Source organism: Psychromonas arctica DSM 14288, assembly GCF_000482725.1.
GTDB lineage: Bacteria > Pseudomonadota > Gammaproteobacteria > Enterobacterales > Psychromonadaceae > Psychromonas > Psychromonas arctica.
In genome coordinates this window covers 16621-36058 of sequence record NZ_KI519483.1, presented here as the reverse complement: position 1 = coordinate 36058, position 19438 = coordinate 16621, and the positions used below count along the sequence as shown (strand labels likewise).

General features: G+C 36.3%; 14 protein-coding genes and 1 pseudogene. 4 read left to right on the top strand and 11 right to left on the bottom strand.

The window, feature by feature from the left end:
* Positions 1 to 873: 873 nt before the first annotated feature.
* The gene (locus H592_RS0118530) at positions 874 to 1482 is read left to right on the top strand and encodes a copper homeostasis protein CutC (protein WP_028870088.1); all 609 of its coding nucleotides are present in this window, start codon (positions 874 to 876) and stop codon (positions 1480 to 1482) included.
* Positions 1483 to 1672: 190 nt separating this feature from the next.
* On the opposite strand, the pseudogene H592_RS24970 reads toward H592_RS0118530, so the two are convergent.
* From H592_RS24970 to proV, 6 genes and pseudogenes are all read right to left on the bottom strand, one after another.
* A pseudogene (locus H592_RS24970) lies at positions 1673 to 1849 on the bottom strand (HipA N-terminal domain-containing protein); the annotation flags it as partial.
* Positions 1850 to 2473: 624 nt separating this feature from the next.
* The gene (gene nhaA, locus H592_RS0118515; protein ID WP_028870086.1) at positions 2474 to 3832 is read right to left on the bottom strand and encodes a Na+/H+ antiporter NhaA; all 1359 of its coding nucleotides are present in this window, start codon (positions 3830 to 3832) and stop codon (positions 2474 to 2476) included.
* A 379-nt stretch (positions 3833 to 4211) separates the two neighbouring features.
* Positions 4212 to 4997, bottom strand: a complete 786-nt coding sequence (locus tag H592_RS22810; protein ID WP_211235691.1) for a PRC-barrel domain-containing protein — start codon at positions 4995 to 4997, stop codon at positions 4212 to 4214.
* A gap of 404 nt (positions 4998 to 5401) precedes the next feature.
* Complete coding sequence (proX, locus tag H592_RS0118505; protein WP_028870085.1) at positions 5402 to 6433, bottom strand: glycine betaine/L-proline ABC transporter substrate-binding protein ProX; 1032 nt, start codon at positions 6431 to 6433, stop codon at positions 5402 to 5404.
* A 12-nt stretch (positions 6434 to 6445) separates the two neighbouring features.
* On the bottom strand, positions 6446 to 7300 hold the full coding sequence (locus tag H592_RS0118500) for an ABC transporter permease (protein WP_028870084.1): 855 nt from the start codon (positions 7298 to 7300) through the stop codon (positions 6446 to 6448).
* A 26-nt stretch (positions 7301 to 7326) separates the two neighbouring features.
* Positions 7327 to 8553 (bottom strand): glycine betaine/L-proline ABC transporter ATP-binding protein ProV, encoded by a 1227-nt coding sequence (gene proV, locus H592_RS0118495; protein WP_028870083.1) that lies wholly within the window; start codon positions 8551 to 8553, stop codon positions 7327 to 7329.
* A 744-nt stretch (positions 8554 to 9297) separates the two neighbouring features.
* Between proV and H592_RS0118490 the strand changes: the two genes are divergently transcribed.
* The gene (locus H592_RS0118490; protein WP_028870082.1) at positions 9298 to 9732 is read left to right on the top strand and encodes a universal stress protein; all 435 of its coding nucleotides are present in this window, start codon (positions 9298 to 9300) and stop codon (positions 9730 to 9732) included.
* Positions 9733 to 10015: 283 nt separating this feature from the next.
* Here H592_RS0118490 and H592_RS0118485 read toward each other — a convergent pair whose 3' ends face one another.
* From H592_RS0118485 to H592_RS22805, 4 genes are all read right to left on the bottom strand, one after another.
* The gene (locus tag H592_RS0118485; protein WP_028870081.1) at positions 10016 to 10765 is read right to left on the bottom strand and encodes a Crp/Fnr family transcriptional regulator; all 750 of its coding nucleotides are present in this window, start codon (positions 10763 to 10765) and stop codon (positions 10016 to 10018) included.
* Positions 10766 to 11496: 731 nt separating this feature from the next.
* On the bottom strand, positions 11497 to 13899 hold the full coding sequence (locus tag H592_RS0118480) for a plasma-membrane proton-efflux P-type ATPase (RefSeq protein ID WP_051369267.1): 2403 nt from the start codon (positions 13897 to 13899) through the stop codon (positions 11497 to 11499).
* Positions 13900 to 14337: 438 nt separating this feature from the next.
* Positions 14338 to 15117 (bottom strand): acetoin reductase, encoded by a 780-nt coding sequence (locus H592_RS0118475; RefSeq protein ID WP_028870079.1) that lies wholly within the window; start codon positions 15115 to 15117, stop codon positions 14338 to 14340.
* Between the two features lie 699 nt (positions 15118 to 15816).
* Positions 15817 to 16590: a PRC-barrel domain-containing protein gene (locus tag H592_RS22805; protein ID WP_425414402.1), complete on the bottom strand. Its 774-nt coding sequence runs from the start codon at positions 16588 to 16590 to the stop codon at positions 15817 to 15819.
* Between the two features lie 520 nt (positions 16591 to 17110).
* On the opposite strand from H592_RS22805, the gene H592_RS0118465 reads away from it, so the two are divergent.
* Together H592_RS0118465 and H592_RS0118460 are read left to right on the top strand one after the other, a co-directional pair.
* Positions 17111 to 17911, top strand: a complete 801-nt coding sequence (locus H592_RS0118465; protein WP_028870078.1) for a PRC-barrel domain-containing protein — start codon at positions 17111 to 17113, stop codon at positions 17909 to 17911.
* Positions 17912 to 18165: 254 nt separating this feature from the next.
* Positions 18166 to 18381: a hypothetical protein gene (locus H592_RS0118460; protein WP_028870077.1), complete on the top strand. Its 216-nt coding sequence runs from the start codon at positions 18166 to 18168 to the stop codon at positions 18379 to 18381.
* A gap of 482 nt (positions 18382 to 18863) precedes the next feature.
* Here H592_RS0118460 and H592_RS23430 read toward each other — a convergent pair whose 3' ends face one another.
* Positions 18864 to 19067, bottom strand: a complete 204-nt coding sequence (locus H592_RS23430) for a hypothetical protein (protein WP_028870076.1) — start codon at positions 19065 to 19067, stop codon at positions 18864 to 18866.
* Positions 19068 to 19438 lie beyond the last annotated feature (371 nt).

Here is a 19438-nt window from a genome sequence, read left to right as displayed (position 1 = left end):
TTTTATACGTACTCTAACAGACACCTATCTTAATGGTGGGTGCCTCATAACGAGACTGTAGAGTCGCTCATTTCAAGCCAATTTAACTTCATCAGAAAACCACCATTATTTGCATTTACTTGATGAAAAATTAATTGCATTATTTCTAATAAACAATTATTAAATTGATGTGAAGCATACTTTTTAGATTTAGTTTCGTGTTATTAGAACCACAATAGACCATTATCTCGACCATTTAATAATAGCTCCTCCTCTCATCTTCCCCAAAAAATAATATCCATTAAATATGTGAATACATGTGATGGATATTTTATTAAATTATTGCCATAAATAAATTTTATGATCAGGGCCGATAAATGCCAATATTACGCTCCTTTTGCTTTTCGGCCACTAGAAACTGTTGTTGTTGAATTAGCCAAACAATTCAATAAAGGACTCTAATCCCGTCATTGAAGCGAGACTGAGTCATAACAACTACCTCTTCTTAGCGTGTATAAGCTAGATAACTAAAAGATTGAAGAGTAATTATGAGTCGTTAAAGCTTATTTGAGTCCACATTCCTACAGAAAACGTCATCCGTAATGTTTAAGCGGCGACATATTTTTGCTTAATATTTATGATTATAAAAACGGAGTAAAAACAGTTTAACCTTGATCACATGGAGTGAACATATGCGTCCATATCCCTTTATTGATCGCCAGTCCCATATATCATCACCATAAAAACGAACTAAAAGTATTATTACTTGAATTCAAATAATAATAAAATAGCTATAAATTTCAACAGGCTAAAAAATGCTATTAGTTTTATAGACTTGACGAGTACTATTCTGATCATACTATGTTACTAATAATTTTTTAAAAGGAGTAGAACATGGTCAAAGAATGTTGTGTAGGAAGTTACATAGAGGCTAAACGAGCTTATGAAAATGGAGCAGACAGAATTGAGTTATGTGATAACTTGTTAGAAGGTGGAACTACACCAAGTTATGGGACAATAAAAAATTCTGTTTCAAACATATCAATACCTATTAACGTGATTATAAGGCCTAGGAGCGGTAACTTTATATACTCAGATGAAGAATTTGAAATAATGCTAGATGATATAAAAATATGCAAAGATCTGATGGTAAATGGGATCGTATATGGAGTGTTAAATAATGAAAATAAAATAGATGTAGAAAAGGTAAAAATAATCATGGCGGCGGCAAGTGACCTTAAACAAACATTTCATATGGCATTCGATGAGATAGAAAACAAAAAAGATGCGATAGATATTTTAGTATCGTTAAAAGTAGATAGGATACTTACCAAAGGAGGAAAAAATAGCGCTTTAGAAAACCTACAATGTTTACAAAAACTAATTACGTATGCGCAAGATAAAATCATCATTATTCCGGGTGGCGGTGTAAATAAAGATAACTTAGTACAAGTTGTAAAAGAGACCGGAGCAAAGGAAGTACATGGAAGTAAAATAGTATAATTATAATTGTAAATGTGACAAGCCTATTTTCGACCCGGTCCAAAAATCTGTGTAACTGCGGTTTTTAAACGTAATCTTTAAGAGGGTCTTCGAATGTTACCATAAAACGATTCAAGGCCGTTTTCCAATTTCTTATCTGCATGATCCATTTCTTTGAGTCATTCATAATAGGATCATAATCCACTTCTGGCATATTCACCTGAAAGAATGGATGTAATCCTTCGTATGTATAGGTTTCTAATCGTATAGGCATAGTAAGGGATAATGCATATTTTGCATTTAAGTCATATGAATAATGGTGGGCCACATTTTCTTTCTGTAGTCTCCCTACTCCCTTTTCATGAGTGTATACATCAACGTTAGCCATTATTAGTCTCTTTCAATTGGTCTAAAGTAGGTAACACAGCTTTGACGGTAAAGGTTATGATAATTTTAAAAGGAAATGTTGACTGTACGATTTTTTACCCCATAAAACTAAACCACCTACTTTAGTAGGTGGTTATTGGCTTTAAAGTTTTTTATCAGGCAGTATAATCGTTGGTTTTTCAGGTTTTTGAGGGGTGCTTTTTTTCTTGGGTTTAATTGTTTTTTTTGCGATACATTTTAGCTCATGGCTTATCTTTTTCATAAAAACCTCTGAATCATTATCAATTACGATATTGTAATAAGATAGGCTAAAAGTTTACGACAAATAATGTTAAGTTTATGTACGATAGGTAACTTAGCACTCAAATATTAATATCACTCTGGCTATATTAAATTTTTTCAATAGTTAAAGAAGTACTGAAAACTGTTTTTTATCATTTCAAAAATTGAAAAGAATGCTTTCTAAAATTAGCTTTGTAATAGTAGTAATTAAGCTATTTTATATAAATACTAATTCAGCTATTTCGTATTAAGGAAACTTTGAATTATTATTTGTAATGTTGTCTTTTCATTAGTTCCTTGGCATTTTTAGCCAATAGATGATTTTTTTCATCCTTGGCTTAAATTATTCTCTTGAAATAAATAACAAAATAACTGTCCCGATAATACCCGCGATTAATGAACCTAACAGAATCCCCAATTTTGCTTGTTCGATTAATGCAGGTTGCCCTTCGAATGCTAATGCTGATATAAACAATGACATTGTAAAACCCATACCTGCCAAAAAACCTATTCCAACAATATGAGAAAACTGCACATCTGCTGGCAACCTGAGCATGCCCATTTTTAAACCTAACCATGCAAAAAAACTGATACCAATTCCCTTCCCTAACACCAGCCCTAAAATAATGGCAATGGAGACTACCGTATCTTTAAATTCAGGTATCATAGTAGGTAACATTACTCCTGCATTTAAGAAAGCAAATAAAGGTAAAATAATAAGACTGACTGGTTTGTCTAGTGTATAACCCCAACGTAATATCGGCGCTGTTGTTTGCTTTGCAATGTCTTCAGCTTGAACAACAAGTGCATGTTGTTGTTCATTTTCTAGGATAGGAGTGGATGGCATATCTATTTTTTGAAAGTCTTCCACTATTTTTTGCATTTTATAACGGAATCGTCTTTTGTTTGTATAGGGACGAGTAGGCACCATTATTGCTGCGAGTAGTCCTGCCGTTGTAGCGTGAACACCTGATTGAAGAATAAACCACCAAAGAAACACTCCTCCAACTAAATAGAAAAGAGGTTTTCTTATGCCCACAAGGTTTATAGCAAACATTGTAATTAACGTGATACCCGCCCAAAGTAGTGATGATAGAATGATTTGTTCGGTATAAAAGAAGCCAATAACAGCTACCGCTCCCATGTCATCGACAATCGCTAAGCCTGTAAGTAAAACATAAGCAGCTCGTGGTGCTTTTGATCCTAATAAAGTAAGAATACCAATTGCAAAAGCGGTATCAGTGGCCATTGGGATCCCCCACCCCTGATGTGCATCAGCCCCACTAATCCAGATAATACCTGAATAAATCAGCGCAGGAAAAACCATGCCGCCAATGGCCATAATAATAACTAAGACAGCATCTTTAAAGTCACTAAGAGCACCAACCAAACATTCATACTTGATTTCTAAGCCCAAAATGAAAAAAAATAACACCATTAAACCATCATTTATCCAATAATGTATAGAATGACTTATATTCCAATCACCAAGAGACATGGCTAACTTCAGTGAGTTTAGCTCTTCATAACTATGCAGCCCCCCAAAATTAACCATAAGGATAGCTGCTGTGGCAGATACAAGTAAGGCAACTCCCGCAACAATTTGACTATCAATAAATGATTCAAAAGGTAAAGAAAATTTAAGAAACCTTCGCTCTAGGGGGGCATGTTCGCGATTTGCTTCTTTTATTTCATAACTCATAAGCCAATCTCCGTAACATTACACTTTGGTTTATTTCATTCACAACATTTTTCTAAACACTAGTAACTGTTGAGTCTATTTACCTAAACATTCGTAATATATTGGATGTGCTACGATATCACCTTTAATATCTATGATGATGAGACTAAATAATGAGGAAACAAATATACTAATGATTTGTTTAAGTTGGTTTTAACACTTTAGATGTGCCACGTTTTAATGCTAAAAATAAAGGGATTCTAGTTTAGATTGCAGAAATCAGAGAATAATGATTCTGTGTGTAATTATCTAACTGGTGTATTCAAAAGATGGTCCAATAAAACTGTCATATTAAACAGTTTATTAATTTCATTGGGTCTAAACCTATCGGTTGATTTACTTATAATCTAACCTTTCTAATCCTCGTCTCATGTAAGTATTCTGGCTCTTGCGAAATTTCATAGTATTCATCAAGATTGATGTCAGATTGAAGATCAATAAGTCGTTTTAAATCAAATAATGGATTAGCCTTTATTTTATGGGCGCTTACATTGACAGATATGGAGCGATCAGCCCAGTTCACTGTTTCGATACATTTATGACTAATCAGTACTTTGCGTCCAACTGGTAACCAACTACCCATATCTATCACTACATAAGAAATAGACCAGTTGTCATCATCAAGAATAAAGTCATCTATATTGCCAATATTCTGACCAGAACTATGGACATCGTACCCTTTTATCTCATTTGTAGTGTGCAGATGCCAGTTTTCAAATTTATTCTTTGTTTCACTTCGATATAGACTAGCATCAGCTATCTCTGCTGGACTGGTAAAGCATACCCACTCACCTACATCCATCCAATAAACACCATAACCGTAATATTTAAATAATTCCACTTCATATAAATGAGATATCGGTTGATGTTCATCAAGAGGAGGACAGCCTTTAATATCTTCACGTGTTAAATTTACAGCAAATTTAAATTTATCCCAATTAGGCTCACTCAGTGATATTGGACTGATGAGTACTTTTCCTCCAAAAGGAAGCCACTTGCTAGTATCAACTTCCAGATAACGTATTACCCAGAATTTATCGTCAAAAATGAAGTCTTTACAACTCCCAACTTCCTTATCCAGACCTTGTAACTTAAAATTCATAATTTTATTCAAACTTCGTAACATCGGCGTATACCTCTATGTTTATTATGACTTTATTTACTTATAAAAATTGTCTTAGCGAACATTTTATGTAAAATTTAACATTAGAATGTTATATTTTCTAACGTAACAAATTGCAACCTGTTCACTTTACATTGATTAGTTACCAACTGTATGTACGCAAACGCACTTAAGACTTACTATCTTTTAACTAGGAATTGGAGTTTAAGATTGAAGTGAGATTAACGAAGTATTAATTGTACATATTATTTACAAAATCACGGTCTTGCAGTGGTCCATCACCTATCTATCTGTTTTAATATTAAAAATTGATGTTGCACTGAAAATAAGATCTAAAATAAGCAATTGAAAACCCCACCCAAAGGCACCATTAGTGCACTTCAGGCTATGAGGAAAGAATGTTCAGTCTATTTAGCCGCGCTACGGGCTTCTTCAAGCCAACCGTCCCATTTATCTTGGTTTTTTGCAATCCACTGATCTACATGACGTTGTACATCCTGCTTACTTTTTTCGCCATCGTTCATACGGGTATTCTGCTCATTAACATCACTTAACTCGAGTGTGAATACCTCAAAAAACTTCCTTGCTGCTGGATTATTTTTGGTGAACTTTTTATTGGCGACTATCTGGATGTCGGAAGCGACAAAACCAAGTTTAACAGGATCAGAAACTGCCCCCTCAAGACCACTTACCGTCATGCGATCAACTGCTGACATTTGGGCTTTGGTTGGATTGATTTCAGGCACATTTATCCAGACAACATCTTTGCCAGGCTTCAGTTTAAAAATGGTCCAATTTGGCGCCCAAGTATAAAAGAATATTGGCCCACCATTTTTATATCCAGCCATTGCTGATGCCATTCCTGCTGCATAGGCTGCTTTCACTGGATTGACGGAATTTTTGAGATCGTATACATCCATATGGTGAGTTATTATTTTTTCACATCCCCATCCAGGAGGACAAGCGGTCAGATCAGCCTTACCATCTCCATTAGTATCAAATGCTTCCATAACCTCAGGGCGTTTAAAATCATCCAAAGAAACAATATTATATTTATCAGCTTCTTTTTTAGAGACTAAATAACCACCTAAACCACCCGCTTTCATTACGTAACCAACCTTTTCCGCCTTTTCAGCGAAATTACTTGGTAATTGATCGTTATGCATAGGGAACCAACCATTGGTCCAGTAATCAATATCACCTAGCGTCACTGTTTTGTAAAAGATAGGATTCACCAATGTTTTTGGAAAGTCCACATCATACCCCAGCGTTTCAAGCCCTCGTCTTACTAGAGCCTCCTGAAAAAAACCGGTATCCCATGTTGCGCGGGCAGGTTTGACGGTTATACCTTCGCCTGGATTGATATTATCAGCAAGAGCAGTTGTTCCTGTAAATGAAATTGCAGCTAGTGCGGTTCCAATTATTATTTTTTTAAACATGACTTTACTTCCTTATTTATTTTTTTTACCACGATTTTTTGTAGCTAATGATTGAGTAATTCTATCTAAAACGATTGCCAGTAAAACAATAGCTAGACCACCAACAGTTGCCAGACCAATATCTAATGTGTTCAGACCAAGTACAACGGGTGCACCGAGGCCACCAGCTCCAATCATTGCAGCGATCACCACCATAGAAAGAGACATCATGATTGTTTGATTTAGCCCCGCCATGATAGTCGGCAGAGCAAGCGGTATCTGAACCTTAAGCAATACCTGAGAACTTGTTGCTCCAAAAGCGAGCGCCGCCTCTACCAACTCTGGGTGTACTTGCCTGATACCAAGACTCGTTAATCTAACAATTGGCGGTAAGGAAAAGATAATAGTAGCCAGAACGCCTGCGGTATTACCTATGGAAAAAAGCATCACAATGGGAACCAGATAAACAAAAGCAGGTGTTGTCTGCATCGCATCTAAAACCGGTCGTAAAATATTATTAACACGATCACTTCGACCTGCCCATATACCAAACGGCACTCCAACAACTGTACAGAACACGACGGATGAAAATACCATGGCGAGGGTTATCATCGTTTCTTGCCAAAAACCAAGCAAACCAATGAGAACCAATGAAGCAATGGTAAAACCCGCCAGTTTGAAACCTGAAACACGCCAGGCAATGATGCCAAATACAATAATAATGAGGACAGGAGATGTTGCTAGAAGACCGTCTGATACACCAGACAGGGTAAAATCGACTGGCCATTTAATCATCTGGAAAAACCATCGATACCCCTCAACCAACCAATCAACAAAAGTGGTGATCCAAACATCTAATGGAATAACTCTTTCATCAAAACTGAACATGATATAAAACTCCTTAAGATAGTATTCTAGGGTGTTGTCTCTTCAAAAAAGGTGCCCTTTTCGGCACGATTTAAGGTTCGAAGGAAAAGATTTTTAGAAACAACGCCACGATATTTATTGTCTGAATTTACTACTGGAATAGGCCAAGCGTGCGATGAAACCAAATGTAAGATATCTTGAAGACTCTCAGTTTCTTGAACAGATTTTGCTTGTTCAATAAAAGCATGTTCAAGTTTACTGGTACCATTTCCTTGGTCGATAGCCTCACGCAGAGAATCTGAAGAAACGACACCCAAAAAAATATGTTCAGAGTCTAGTACATAGGCAAATTCACGATCTTTCATACTCAACATTTCTAAAGTAGCTCTTGGGCTACCTGCTTTCGTATGCCATACCACCGTTGGCTGAGTATCACGTACAATGTCACCAGCTGAGATAACACCTGTAGGGTCCACTCCTCGGAAAAATGCGCGTACATAATCATCAGCAGGATTCTGCAGTATATCTTCAGGTGTACCTACCTGAATAACTCGTCCACCCTCCATTATTGCAATTCGGTCGCCAATTCTTAATGCTTCATCTAAATCGTGGGAAATAAAAATAATCGTACGTTCGTGTCGATCTTGGAGTTTTAACAGTTCATCTTGCATCTCTGTTTTGATAAGCGGATCAAGCGCTGAAAATGCCTCATCCATGAGTAGAATTTCAGGATCAACAGCGAGACCTCGCGCCAATCCAACCCGCTGCTGCATACCACCACTTAGTTCATCTGGATAGGCTTTCTCCCAGCCTTCAAGTCCAACCTGTTTCAAAGCATCCATAGCACGTTCTTCACGTACTTTCTTATCCATACCGTCAAGCTCTAAGCCAAATGCAGCATTTTCTAATACGGTCTGATGAGGCATAAGCGCAAAGGACTGAAAAACCATGCTAGTCGTGCTTCTACGAAACTTGACCAGTTCAGCCTTACTCATTTTAAGAATATCTACACCATCAACTAACACTTCTCCGGATGTTGGCTCAATAAGTCGATTTAACATACGTACGAGCGTTGATTTTCCCGAACCAGATAGCCCCATAACAACGAATATCTCACCTTTGTTAACTTCAAAACTTGCGCCTTGCACAGCAACCGTCAGTCCCGTTTCTTCGTAAATTTCTTCTTTATTTTTTACTTTTTCTAATAACTTTACCCCCTTTTGAGGCTCAGAACCAAAAACCTTATAAAGGTTTTTTATCACTATTTTTTCCATATTATTTTTCCATGACGTTCATTACGCGGTGCTGTTTTTTGAAGAGTTAATACAAAAAACAGTATAAGAAGAGATCTTTTACTATAATAAACTCAGACATTAAATAATTAAAATTTCACAAATAATTTACATTCGATCGCTTTTTACAATAGTCTTTAGTAGACCAGCTTGTCAACGAATCATAACCACACTAACAATGTAAATAATTGAAAATAAAAATATTAATTATTATTTTCAATGAATTTTAATATTAAAAATACGCTATAGAGTGCCGCAACGTTGAAGGCACGCTCGATTCTACTTATTAAAAATTTCATTAAATCCCTAAATTATCAAGTAAAAATAAAAACAGGTTGCAAATACAAAATAGAGGTTAATTACCTATTATTTTAAGTTAACAAACAATGTAAGTGGCTTTCACTCTGGTAATACATTTCTAATCACTTATTTTTAATTAAGCGGATATATCAAAGTAACTTCATAAGACTAAAACCCGAATCAAAGGCCATCTGCTTTAAATAAAAAATTAGATAACTAAAAAGATAACGCTTCGCTTAATAATTTTGCTTCCTTATGACAATACGTCTATCCAATGGATATGATAGGGTGACATAACGACTACATCTGTATTAATCGAGTAAGTTGATTACTGAGGTGTAAAAGTAATAAGAGATTGAGATCTAGTTAGAACAATTGTTTTATCTAGTTATTATTCTTATAAGATATTTAATAGGGAGTAATTCAATGATCTATAAACATATATTAGTTGCTGTTGATTTGACTAAATCCAATGAAACAGTCATGAGCAAAGCTGTGGCGCTAGCAAAAGAGACTAATGCGAAGCTATCATTTATTTATGTAGATACGAATTATGTAAGCATTTCAGGGCCAGTGAGTACTTTAGGTGTAGCTAGAGTAGATGATGATAAAGAGAAGCAGCGATTTCAGAAAGAGCTGCGCGTATTAGTTGATGAGCTCGATTACCCGGTGGAAAACACATTGGTAGTAATGGGTGATGTAGAGGAAAGATTAACAACAGCAGTTGTTCAATTAAATGCAGATCTGTTAGTTTGTGGGCATCACCATGATTTCTGGAGTCGTTTATTATCTTCAGTGCGTAAACTTGCGAATATCGTCAGCACGGACTTATTAATTGTCTATATCAAAAATCAAGAATAGAAAACCGATGGTGATATTGATAACCATATTATTAGAATAAACATGGAAGGAATGCATTACAATTGCTATTGCATTCCATGAATTAAATAATATAAATATTGAAAGCTTACAAAATACCCCGCCTAAATAATATTTCACCGATCAGTATAAACATATTTTTAATTTTGTTAATTAGTACCAAATTTAGACGTTGACAGAAGTTATTTTTTACCTGGAATAGCCAAAGGTTTCATAGAAAGCGTATTGGTGAATTCAGTTAGGTCTACCCCTAATAATTAATTATTCATTTTGAATGGTAATGGCATTTTGTTTTTGCGTAAGGTAATAATCGGTCAGTTTCTTTTTTTACTACGCTATAACATTCACAGCTTAATTTTTCTAGTTTATGCCTGTCTAACACAGTAATATGTCCACGATGATAATCAATTACTCCATTCTTCTGTAATTTTCCAGCGGCCTCAGTTACACCTTCCCTCCGTACTCCTAACATATTTGCAATAAGCTCTTGAGTCATTGTAATTTTATTATCAGGTAGGCGATCAAGCGACAATAAAAGCCAACGGCATAATTGCTGGTCAATAGAATGATGGCGGTTACACACAGCTGTTTGTGACATTTGAGTAATAAGAGATTGCGTATAACGAAGCATCAGGTCTAACAATTTCCCATGGCGATTAAATTCTTCTGTCAATAACTTCCCTTTAAGTCGATAAGCATAACCAGCACTCTGTACTACAGCTCGGCTAGGAGTAGTTTCTCCGCCCATAAACAATGCAATTCCGATAATCCCTTCATTACCAACGACAGATATTTCAGCCGATGAACCGCTCTCCATTACATATAACAAAGAGACGATTGAATTTACAGGAAAATACACATGAAAAAGCTTATCACCGGACTCATAAATCACTTCACCTAATTCTAATTTCACCAGTTCAATAAACGGAAATAACCGTTCATGCACTTCGGAAGGCAAAGCAGATAATAGATGATTTTTTAAAGGTGTGATCTTGGAATCTAATATTTTTGACATAGTCTTAAAGCATCCTTTTTTATAGCTCTCGATGTAGCTAATTGATGGAGCCAAAATTAATGTCACAAAAGTAACTTTACTAACTTTGCAGTAGACATTTACAATACTATTTTATCTGTATAATAAGCAATATTAGCGATGTGACTAACTACAATAAAATTACGCCAAATCATTATAAGTAAAAAAATTTATCATGTAGGGATCAAATATGTACATCCCGAAAAATGTTTATATTACAAGTATTATTGAACTGAAAATTTTTCAAGCTCTCTTTTCAAATAACGGCGATTAGTCATCACCCTGCTATTTGTTATTTATCATTATGTAATTAGAATGTTGAAACGTAATGGATATATGACCTCTAATATTGGATATTTAAACTTACTTGGAGCATAGCCATCATGATCTAAGATAAATAATAGAGATCTAACGATATTATTAGTTCTATTGTGAAACATGATCAATTTTGGGCAGTTTATCGTCAAAAACTCATCAATACTCTGTTGAAAATTTTGGTTCTAACTAGATTCTTGTTATTTCCTATATCATCATTTTTAAACGTTTAACACCGTCAATTTACGCACATTAAAACGGCTGCTATGACACTTTATATTCAGTAAAAATTTGATAAATTTTGCTTTTTTTTAATCCCTATTTCCATCGATACAGAAGCGTCTAAATAAACGCTCCTGTATCTCAACATCAATGGAATGGAACAAAACAAACTAACGTTATTTATCAGATTTGGTTATTGGATCTAATATGCGGTAGGCCAATAGTTTCACACGGTCAGTCACAAGGAACCAAACAAGTGCATAGGCCCAAACAAATAGCACCCAACCCCAGTTAAGTGGTGTCATGAACACTCCAAAGAGAGCAATCAATGTTGCTAGAATTTGCGTACCAATCACCGCATATAAAAGAATATTTGCCGGACGAATCGACCAGAACGGTCCTCGAGTCCTCGTCAGAAAGATAGTCAAATGCCCTGCAACAGATAACATTAGATACATCAATGTCTGTAGATGTGGACGATCAAGTTGATAGATACTGTCGCCAATATAAAAGAGTCCAAATGCAGCAATCGGACCTAGCACCCCAAGCACCGTAGCCACTCCAATAACCAAACGCATATTCCAGATCTCGGGCTTGTTTTCATATCTGACATTATCGTAAGCAATGGATAAAATTGCACCATCATTGAGTAGCGCTAGCATCACAATCATGACAGCGGTTAATGGATAAAAATCAAAGACTAGAATCGCTAGTGTCATGAATAATAATACTCGCAGTGTTTCCGCTATCCGATAAATAGCATAACTATTCATCCGCTGAAATATTTTACGACTCTCTTTAATAGCATCGACGATCACTGAAAGGCCCGGCTTCATAAGTACAATGGATGCCGCTGCTCGAGCTGCGTCAGTTGAATCAGATACGGCAATACCACAATCAGATTTTTTCAATGCAGGAGCATCATTTACACCATCGCCAGTCATGCCAACAATATGCCCCCGTTGCTGCAATAAGTCTACAATGTGGTATTTATGCTCGGGGAATACTTGCGCAAACCCATCTGCATTTTCGATTGTATCTGCAAATGCATCTGACTCTTGATGCTTTGAATCACTAAAACCGCTAGCATCGAGAATATTAGCTCCCATTCCCAATTTTTCTGCCGTTTCTTTAGCAATTGCGACTTGGTCTCCCGTCAACATTTTAACCTGAACACCCATTTTCTTTGCAGTCGCTATGGTCGATTTAGCTTCTTCTCGAGGAGGATCAAACATAGGTAGAACGCCGATAAATTCCCAAGCATCATTTGCATCGGTCCGTGCAACACCCAACGACCGAAAACCACGTGATGCAAATTCATTAATGGCTTTTTGAACTTCCGCTTTGATTTCCTTCGCATTAGCTGACAACTCTAGTATCACCTGTGGAGCACCCTTCATTATCTTAAATTTTTTTCTATTGCTATTCTTTACGGTAGCTTCAGTACGTTTATTTATCGGGTCAAATGGTTGAAAATGAAGTACTTGCCAATCGGACATTTTTTGATCTTTTCCAAGACCATCAAGTACAGCTTTATCGATAGTATCTTCATCTTCAGCGCGCGAGGCCAGCGCAGCACAAAGAATCAGCTGGTCAGCCGATACATCATTTATGCAGAACGGTTCCCCGAGCGTGAGATTGTTTTGTGTCAGTGTACCGGTTTTATCGGAGCACAGAATATCGACACCCGCAAGTTCTTCTATAGCGGCAAGTCGCGTCACAATAGCCTCTTTTTTAGCGAGTAAGCTTGCTCCAACAGCCATAGTTACAGACAACACCGTCGGCATAGCAACGGGAATTGCAGCCACGGTTAACACTAAGGCAAACTGCAACGTAGTTAAGATGGGATCCCCCCTGAAAATAGAAACAACAATAATCACAGCCACCAGCACAATCGCCAGAATAATCAGATAGTTACCAATCTTCAGTACAGCACGCTGAAAATGACTTGTGGTTTTCTCTTCTTTCATCAGTTCAGCTGTTTTTCCAAAGAAAGTGTTTGCGCCGGTGCCGTAGACCAGTGCATCAGTATTACCTTGTCTTATGATTGAACCTGAAAATATCGGATCGCCCTGTTTACGTGATACGGGCAGTGACTCACCAGTCAAAGCCGATTGATCAACCTCCACCGAGGATTCATCAAGCAGCCGAGCATCTGCTGGTACAATATCACCAAACCTAAGGCGAATGATGTCGCCAGGTACCAACTCGCGAGCAGCCGAAACAGTCCATTTACCATCACGTTTCACATGCGCATTAGTAGCCAGCTTATCTTTTAATGCTGCAATGGCATTACCCGCTTGGTGCTCTTCCCAGAACCCAACGACAGAATTAGCTAACAGTAGAACGAGAATAATAAAAAAGTCAGGCCAATGCTGAGCAACAGCGGAGAGGATCACAGCAATTTCGATCATCCATGGTATTGGCCCCCAGAAATACGAAAGGAATTTAAGAAAAGCATTGGTTTTTTTTTCTTCTAGCTCATTTGGCCCGTATTGCTCTAGTCTTTTTTCTGCTTCTGACTGATGGAGACCGTCCGGTGATGATGTTAATTTTTCCTTTAGGTCCTCTAGAGGCATAGATTTTAAGTCGTTGTTTGGATCACGTGTGTTATCTGATGTATTTTTCGTATCAGAAGCTTTAGATTGGTCATGGTTATTTTTCATGACAAGTGTCCTTTCATAGTATTAATTTTTAAAATTAGGTGTGTTTTGCAAATTCAAATCCTGTCATCAATACCTAAGCAAATCATTACTTCTTTAGCCATGCCAGCTCGAGAACCAGATGAAAAAGACGTTTGCTAAAACGCATCGATTTTTCAACCCCTCATTTTTCAACACAATCATAATGAGTTCGAAAGCACTATCAGACCGGTGAAATAACAGTCCTAACGTTTGTAAGCTTATGCATAATAATTTATTGTTGGATTGCAGTATAAAGTTGGTGGACTTAGGCTCAATCGATTACTAAGCCACCGCCGATAAAAATAAGATGAGAAAACCTTAAAAGCTAGCTCGTTAACGGTAAATGATACCGCCATCAATTAGTGGTGCTTGACCTGTCATATAATCAGAGTCTGAGCCCGCTAAGTAAGAAACAAAGTTGGCAACATCCTCTGGTGTTTGTGCACGGCCAAGCGCAATTCCATCGACATATTTTTTATAGGTATCACCTTCAGCTGCGCCAGTGATTTCAGAGAAGCGTTTATCAATGTCGATCCACATATCTGTCCCAACTACACCTGGGCAATAGGCATTTACAGTGATGCCTGCACTTGCGTATTCCTGCGCCGCTGCTTGAGTTAACGCGCGCACAGCAAATTTAGTTGCAGAATACACACCCAGTAGAGCAAACCCATTATGCCCAGCAATAGAAGAGGCGTTTATTATTTTGCCTTTTTGTTTGTTCTCAATGAATTTTTTTGCCGCGGCCTGAATACCCCAAAGCGTTCCCCCTACATTTATTTTTTGAATGTTATCTAATTCTTCTTGGGTGACGTCAGCAAGGGCTTGAACTTGTGCAATACCAGCGTTATTCACCATGATGTCAAATCCACCTAACGTTTTTTCTACATGCTCAATAGCAGAATAAACTTGCTTCCTATCACTAACATCGGCTTTGAAAATAGTTGTTTTACATCCTAATGCTTCTAATTCATGACAAACAGCGAGCATTTTATCTTCGTTTAAATCGACGATGCCAATATCTGCTCCATCTTTTGCTAAACGCATTGCAATAGCACGGCCAATCCCTTGAGCAGCCCCTGTAACCAGCGCAACTTTACCTTCTAATAACATATTCGACACCTTTTGATAATAAGATTAGGAAGACAGTTAAATTATCTTCGTGAAAAATAATTGTTTTCACTCACGACATTTGCCTATGATGTATTCAAGGCATCAAATTCAATAAGCAAAAACAATCAGAGGGTTAAACGATATCGCCAAATGAAATTGGCGTCGGTACGTTGGCACACACAAAAGTTGTTGAAGAATTAACGTCAATAAAAATACTTAAAATTTGACCGGATCAAATAACTAAAATTAAGCATTGATAAAGCAATAGCAAATCTAAAATTTAGGATTAATCTTTGTTTTATTCTGCTGGAGATAGTTCATTCTAAGGATACTTTCTCAAAATTTAACATCAAAAAAAAACAACTCCGTAACAAAATCCACATTTATCAGAAGGTTTGAAAATCATTATCCAAAAGTGAAATAATTCTGATGTGGTTAGGAGCCAGATTCAAACCTTCAGCTGATACGTAGACTCAAATGAAGTATATTTATAAATTTACAATAACAGTGCCTTAGTCATACCAACCAGTCAGACCTACAGAAATTTTCGAAGGCGCCGTCCTTTAGGGTCTTAAATAATACCAGCGTGATATGTCAAATAGGTAGGAACAAGATAGATAATGGGTTACGGCATATTATTCATGATTGAGACCCACAAGAAAATTAAATATATATAAGGTCGTTTGACTTTATTATTACTTATAACCTCACTTTCAGATCAGACAAGTATTTCGAGCTCTGTGAAATTTCATAGTACTCATGAAGATGCGCTTCATATTGAGGATCAGTAAGTCGGTTTGAATCGAATAATGGACTATCCTCTACTACCTTAGCACTTACGTTAATAGTTATAGAACCATCGATACAATTCACTGTTTCAATACAATTAGGACTAATAATTACTGTACGTCCGCCTGGCAGCCAATTTCGAGTCTTGATAATAAGATAGCAAATAGACCAATTACCATCATCCAAAATAAAGTCCTCTATATGTCCAATACTTTGATCTGTTGCGTGGATTTTGTACCCCTTAACCTCAATTGATGAACGCAAGTACCGTTCTTCTAATTTGTTTTCAATTTTAGTTGCAATACTTTGAGTTTTATTAGCAAATAAATTTGATTCGGCTATTTCAGCAGGACTAGTACAAGTTGCCCACTGACTTTCACCCATCCAATAAAAACCATTACCATAGTATTTAAATAATTCCGCTTCGTATAGATGAGATATGGGCTGATTTTCATCAAATGAGGGACTATTTTTTACTTCCTCTCGAGTTAAATTGACCGAAAGTTGATGCGTTTCACATCTTACTTCACCAAGTGATCTAGGGCTAATCAGAACTTTGCCCAAAAATGGCAACCACCTGTTAGTATCAACTGCCAAATAGCGTATTACCCAATATTTATCATCAAAAAGAAAATCTTTACAATTGCCTATTTCTTTATCGATACCTTGTAGTTGAAGATGCATAATTTCATTTAGACTCCGTAACATCAGCGTATACCTCTATTTTTATTATTAATTCATTTACTTATGACAAATGTTCTAGACAACAATATTTGAAAAATTTATTAATTTTATCTCTAAAAAAAGTTCATTTAAGAAGTTTACATTACAAGGTTGCCAGAAGTATGTACGCCAACACACTTAGTTCTAATACCAATAAAGTTAAATATCGAATATTTTTTAATGAGGATATAGCGTCAAAAACATTATATGAACAGCAGTATTCTAATGATGACGTAAGGGTAAATAAATTTATTTTATCAGTCGTTAACCCTGCTATAAGGTAAAAATTATTTACCAATCTAATTAATAAAATGACATAGCAGAATGTTAGAAAAAAACACTGTAAATACAACTTTTTTATCTTCACATTTCAAAGGATTATAGTCTGTTCGCCAGCGTACCGACAAGATTGAGTAAGAAGACTAACTTAATAAATGAGACAAAAACATTTATCAATCAATATAATAAAAGGATATCGATTATGTTACACAGCGTGCACGATTTACGGGATTACAGTATTGCCGCCACAGATGGCAATATAGGTAAAGTGACAGATCTCTTATTTGATGACAACGAATGGGTAGTACGTTATTTCGTTGTTGAGACCGATAGTTGGTTATCAAGCCGTAAGGTATTGATATCACCAATTGGAATACAAAAAGTAAACTGGTTAGAAAAAGTGTTTCACGTATTGTGCACCAGAGATCAAGTTAAAAATAGTCCAAGAGTTGATACTGATAAAACTGTTTCGCGTCAACAGGAAATTGATCAACTTGATTACCACAGCTACCCATACTATTGGGGCAACACAGGTTTTTGGGGCGATGGCATGTATCCTCACTTACTTAACTCAGGTTTTGGGCAACCAGAACAAACGCCAAAAGAGGCCGACGATATAGCAATTGTGCATGAAGCCGCTATCATTAAACGACATAAAAATGATGATCCAAATTTACGTAGTAGCCAAGCTATTATTGGTTATCATATTCATGCTAGTGACGGTGATATTGGCCATGTCTCTGGAATCATCATTGAAGACCAATCGATGTCTGTCCGTTATCTTATAATCGATACGACCAATTGGTTTGGCGGACACAAAGTACTTATTTCGCCGGAATGGATTAAAGAAATGAAGTGGCTGGATAAATCTGTAACCATCAATTTAACTCGCGATAAGATAAAAAAAGCACCTCACTATAATCCTAACCAAGAACTAAGTCGAAACCACGAATTAGCGGTCTATAAACACTATGGTTTTGAAAATTACTGGGATGTATACTAAAAGCCAATTCGATATAATTTTAACAACTAATAAACATAATAAAGCTTATCTTATCCACTCGAGGCTTGAATATACAAACGTCAATAATATCAACAAGCATTGCGTCTACCCAAACTACATATTCTCAATACTAAAATTAAAATAATAGTGTTCTCACTTAACATTAATGTTTTTTAAATACGCGCTCTGTATGGGTAAAAATTCTAATACCGACATGAATATAATTGTTATAAGAATAGAAGGAAATGAGACTAATGAAATCAATCAAGACAGACAACAAAAAACAGAGCATCACAAACTTTGCTGCAATAAAAACGGCAATAGCAAATAATGAGGAAGAACTTCTCAAAGAATTATTGGCAGACCAAAAGATGCAAGAAATTGAAAAGAGCCACTTCATCGAGCTAGCCGAATTCAGCAATAACTCTGCCATTTTGAAAACACTGAAAGCTATTCCATTAAATAAATAGCTTCAGCTCTATAAATACCGATAATGATTCAATCGAAAATATTATGTTAGGGTATTGGTTAACCTTAGCTTTTAGCTGAAGATGATGGACTGATGAGCTGCATGGTATGGATAACTTTTCGAACCGAGTCGAGGAAATACCGTCAAACATGCCTTAACCTAAATTTTGGACACAACTGCAGTTTCCTCTTTATAAATGGAGGATCACGGAAAAGAAGGTAATATTTCACTTGCATTAAATGTCGACTAGATAGAAATAAGTTGTTTACCACACCACGACAAGTCAAAAACTCTTCGGCTTGCCCATGGGGTTTGACTCGCCTTATGTGCCATTCTTGTAGCCGGGTGGGTTGATGCGATAATTCACATCCATTATTTTCATACTGAACTGTCGAGTACTCGCACTTGGCATTAGCTCTTTTTGCAGCTGAATAGCTTGCTAATTTATCTGTCACAATCTTCAACAGTGCCATTACTGACTTTTCAATAATCGCTTAAAGAAACGCATAGCAGCCCATTTATCTTCACATTTTGCACCAGAATATCAATTTCATGACCATCTTTATCTACTGTTCGCCAAAGGCGATACAATACGTCATTTATTTTGATAAAAGCCCCATTCAGATACCACGTATCACCAAGTTGTCTCGGGTCTTTTTGATCTCTGATTACAATAGCTTGTCCCATACTTTATACACCACTGACGCTCGTGCGTTGTGAAATGCTTTATCTAAAACACCTACCTTTTTAAATTAATTGTATTAAATTATTTGTGATTAATTATATCGGTAAAAATAATTATTCATACCGCACATCAGAAACCTATTAATTAACTTACAAAAATCTATTGGCAACCAAAATGGACACCGAGCTAAATCTTAGGTTTTTTTTAGTTATTCTAAGCAGCTAAAAGTAGTGTTTAAAAGAGGGAAATTTGAAGAATAATGAGTTAAAACTGGGTTGATATTATCAAATTAAAGAAGAAAAAAACCGCTTTTGCGTTTAAGCATAAAGCGGTTTTCTTAATGTGGTCGGTGATAGATGGAGCGAATAAGCGC

Excerpts from the sequence above, each read along its gene's own strand:
- H592_RS0118530 (WP_028870088.1), top strand. The coding sequence starts at position 874 with ATGGTCAAAGAATGTTGTGTAGGAAGTTACATAGAGGCTAAACGAGCT.
- nhaA (WP_028870086.1), bottom strand. The coding sequence starts at position 3,832 with ATGAGTTATGAAATAAAAGAAGCAAATCGCGAACATGCCCCCCTAGAG.
- H592_RS22810 (WP_211235691.1), bottom strand. The coding sequence starts at position 4,997 with ATGTTACGAAGTTTGAATAAAATTATGAATTTTAAGTTACAAGGTCTG.
- proX (WP_028870085.1), bottom strand. The coding sequence starts at position 6,433 with ATGTTTAAAAAAATAATAATTGGAACCGCACTAGCTGCAATTTCATTT.
- H592_RS0118500 (WP_028870084.1), bottom strand. The coding sequence starts at position 7,300 with ATGTTCAGTTTTGATGAAAGAGTTATTCCATTAGATGTTTGGATCACC.
- proV (WP_028870083.1), bottom strand. The coding sequence starts at position 8,553 with ATGGAAAAAATAGTGATAAAAAACCTTTATAAGGTTTTTGGTTCTGAG.
- H592_RS0118490 (WP_028870082.1), top strand. The coding sequence starts at position 9,298 with ATGATCTATAAACATATATTAGTTGCTGTTGATTTGACTAAATCCAAT.
- H592_RS0118485 (WP_028870081.1), bottom strand. The coding sequence starts at position 10,765 with ATGTCAAAAATATTAGATTCCAAGATCACACCTTTAAAAAATCATCTA.
- H592_RS0118480 (WP_051369267.1), bottom strand. The coding sequence starts at position 13,899 with ATGCCTCTAGAGGACCTAAAGGAAAAATTAACATCATCACCGGACGGT.
- H592_RS0118475 (WP_028870079.1), bottom strand. The coding sequence starts at position 15,117 with ATGTTATTAGAAGGTAAAGTTGCGCTGGTTACAGGGGCTGCTCAAGGG.
- H592_RS22805 (WP_425414402.1), bottom strand. The coding sequence starts at position 16,590 with ATGCATCTTCAACTACAAGGTATCGATAAAGAAATAGGCAATTGTAAA.
- H592_RS0118465 (WP_028870078.1), top strand. The coding sequence starts at position 17,111 with ATGTTACACAGCGTGCACGATTTACGGGATTACAGTATTGCCGCCACA.
- H592_RS0118460 (WP_028870077.1), top strand. The coding sequence starts at position 18,166 with ATGAAATCAATCAAGACAGACAACAAAAAACAGAGCATCACAAACTTT.
- H592_RS23430 (WP_028870076.1), bottom strand. The coding sequence starts at position 19,067 with ATGGGACAAGCTATTGTAATCAGAGATCAAAAAGACCCGAGACAACTT.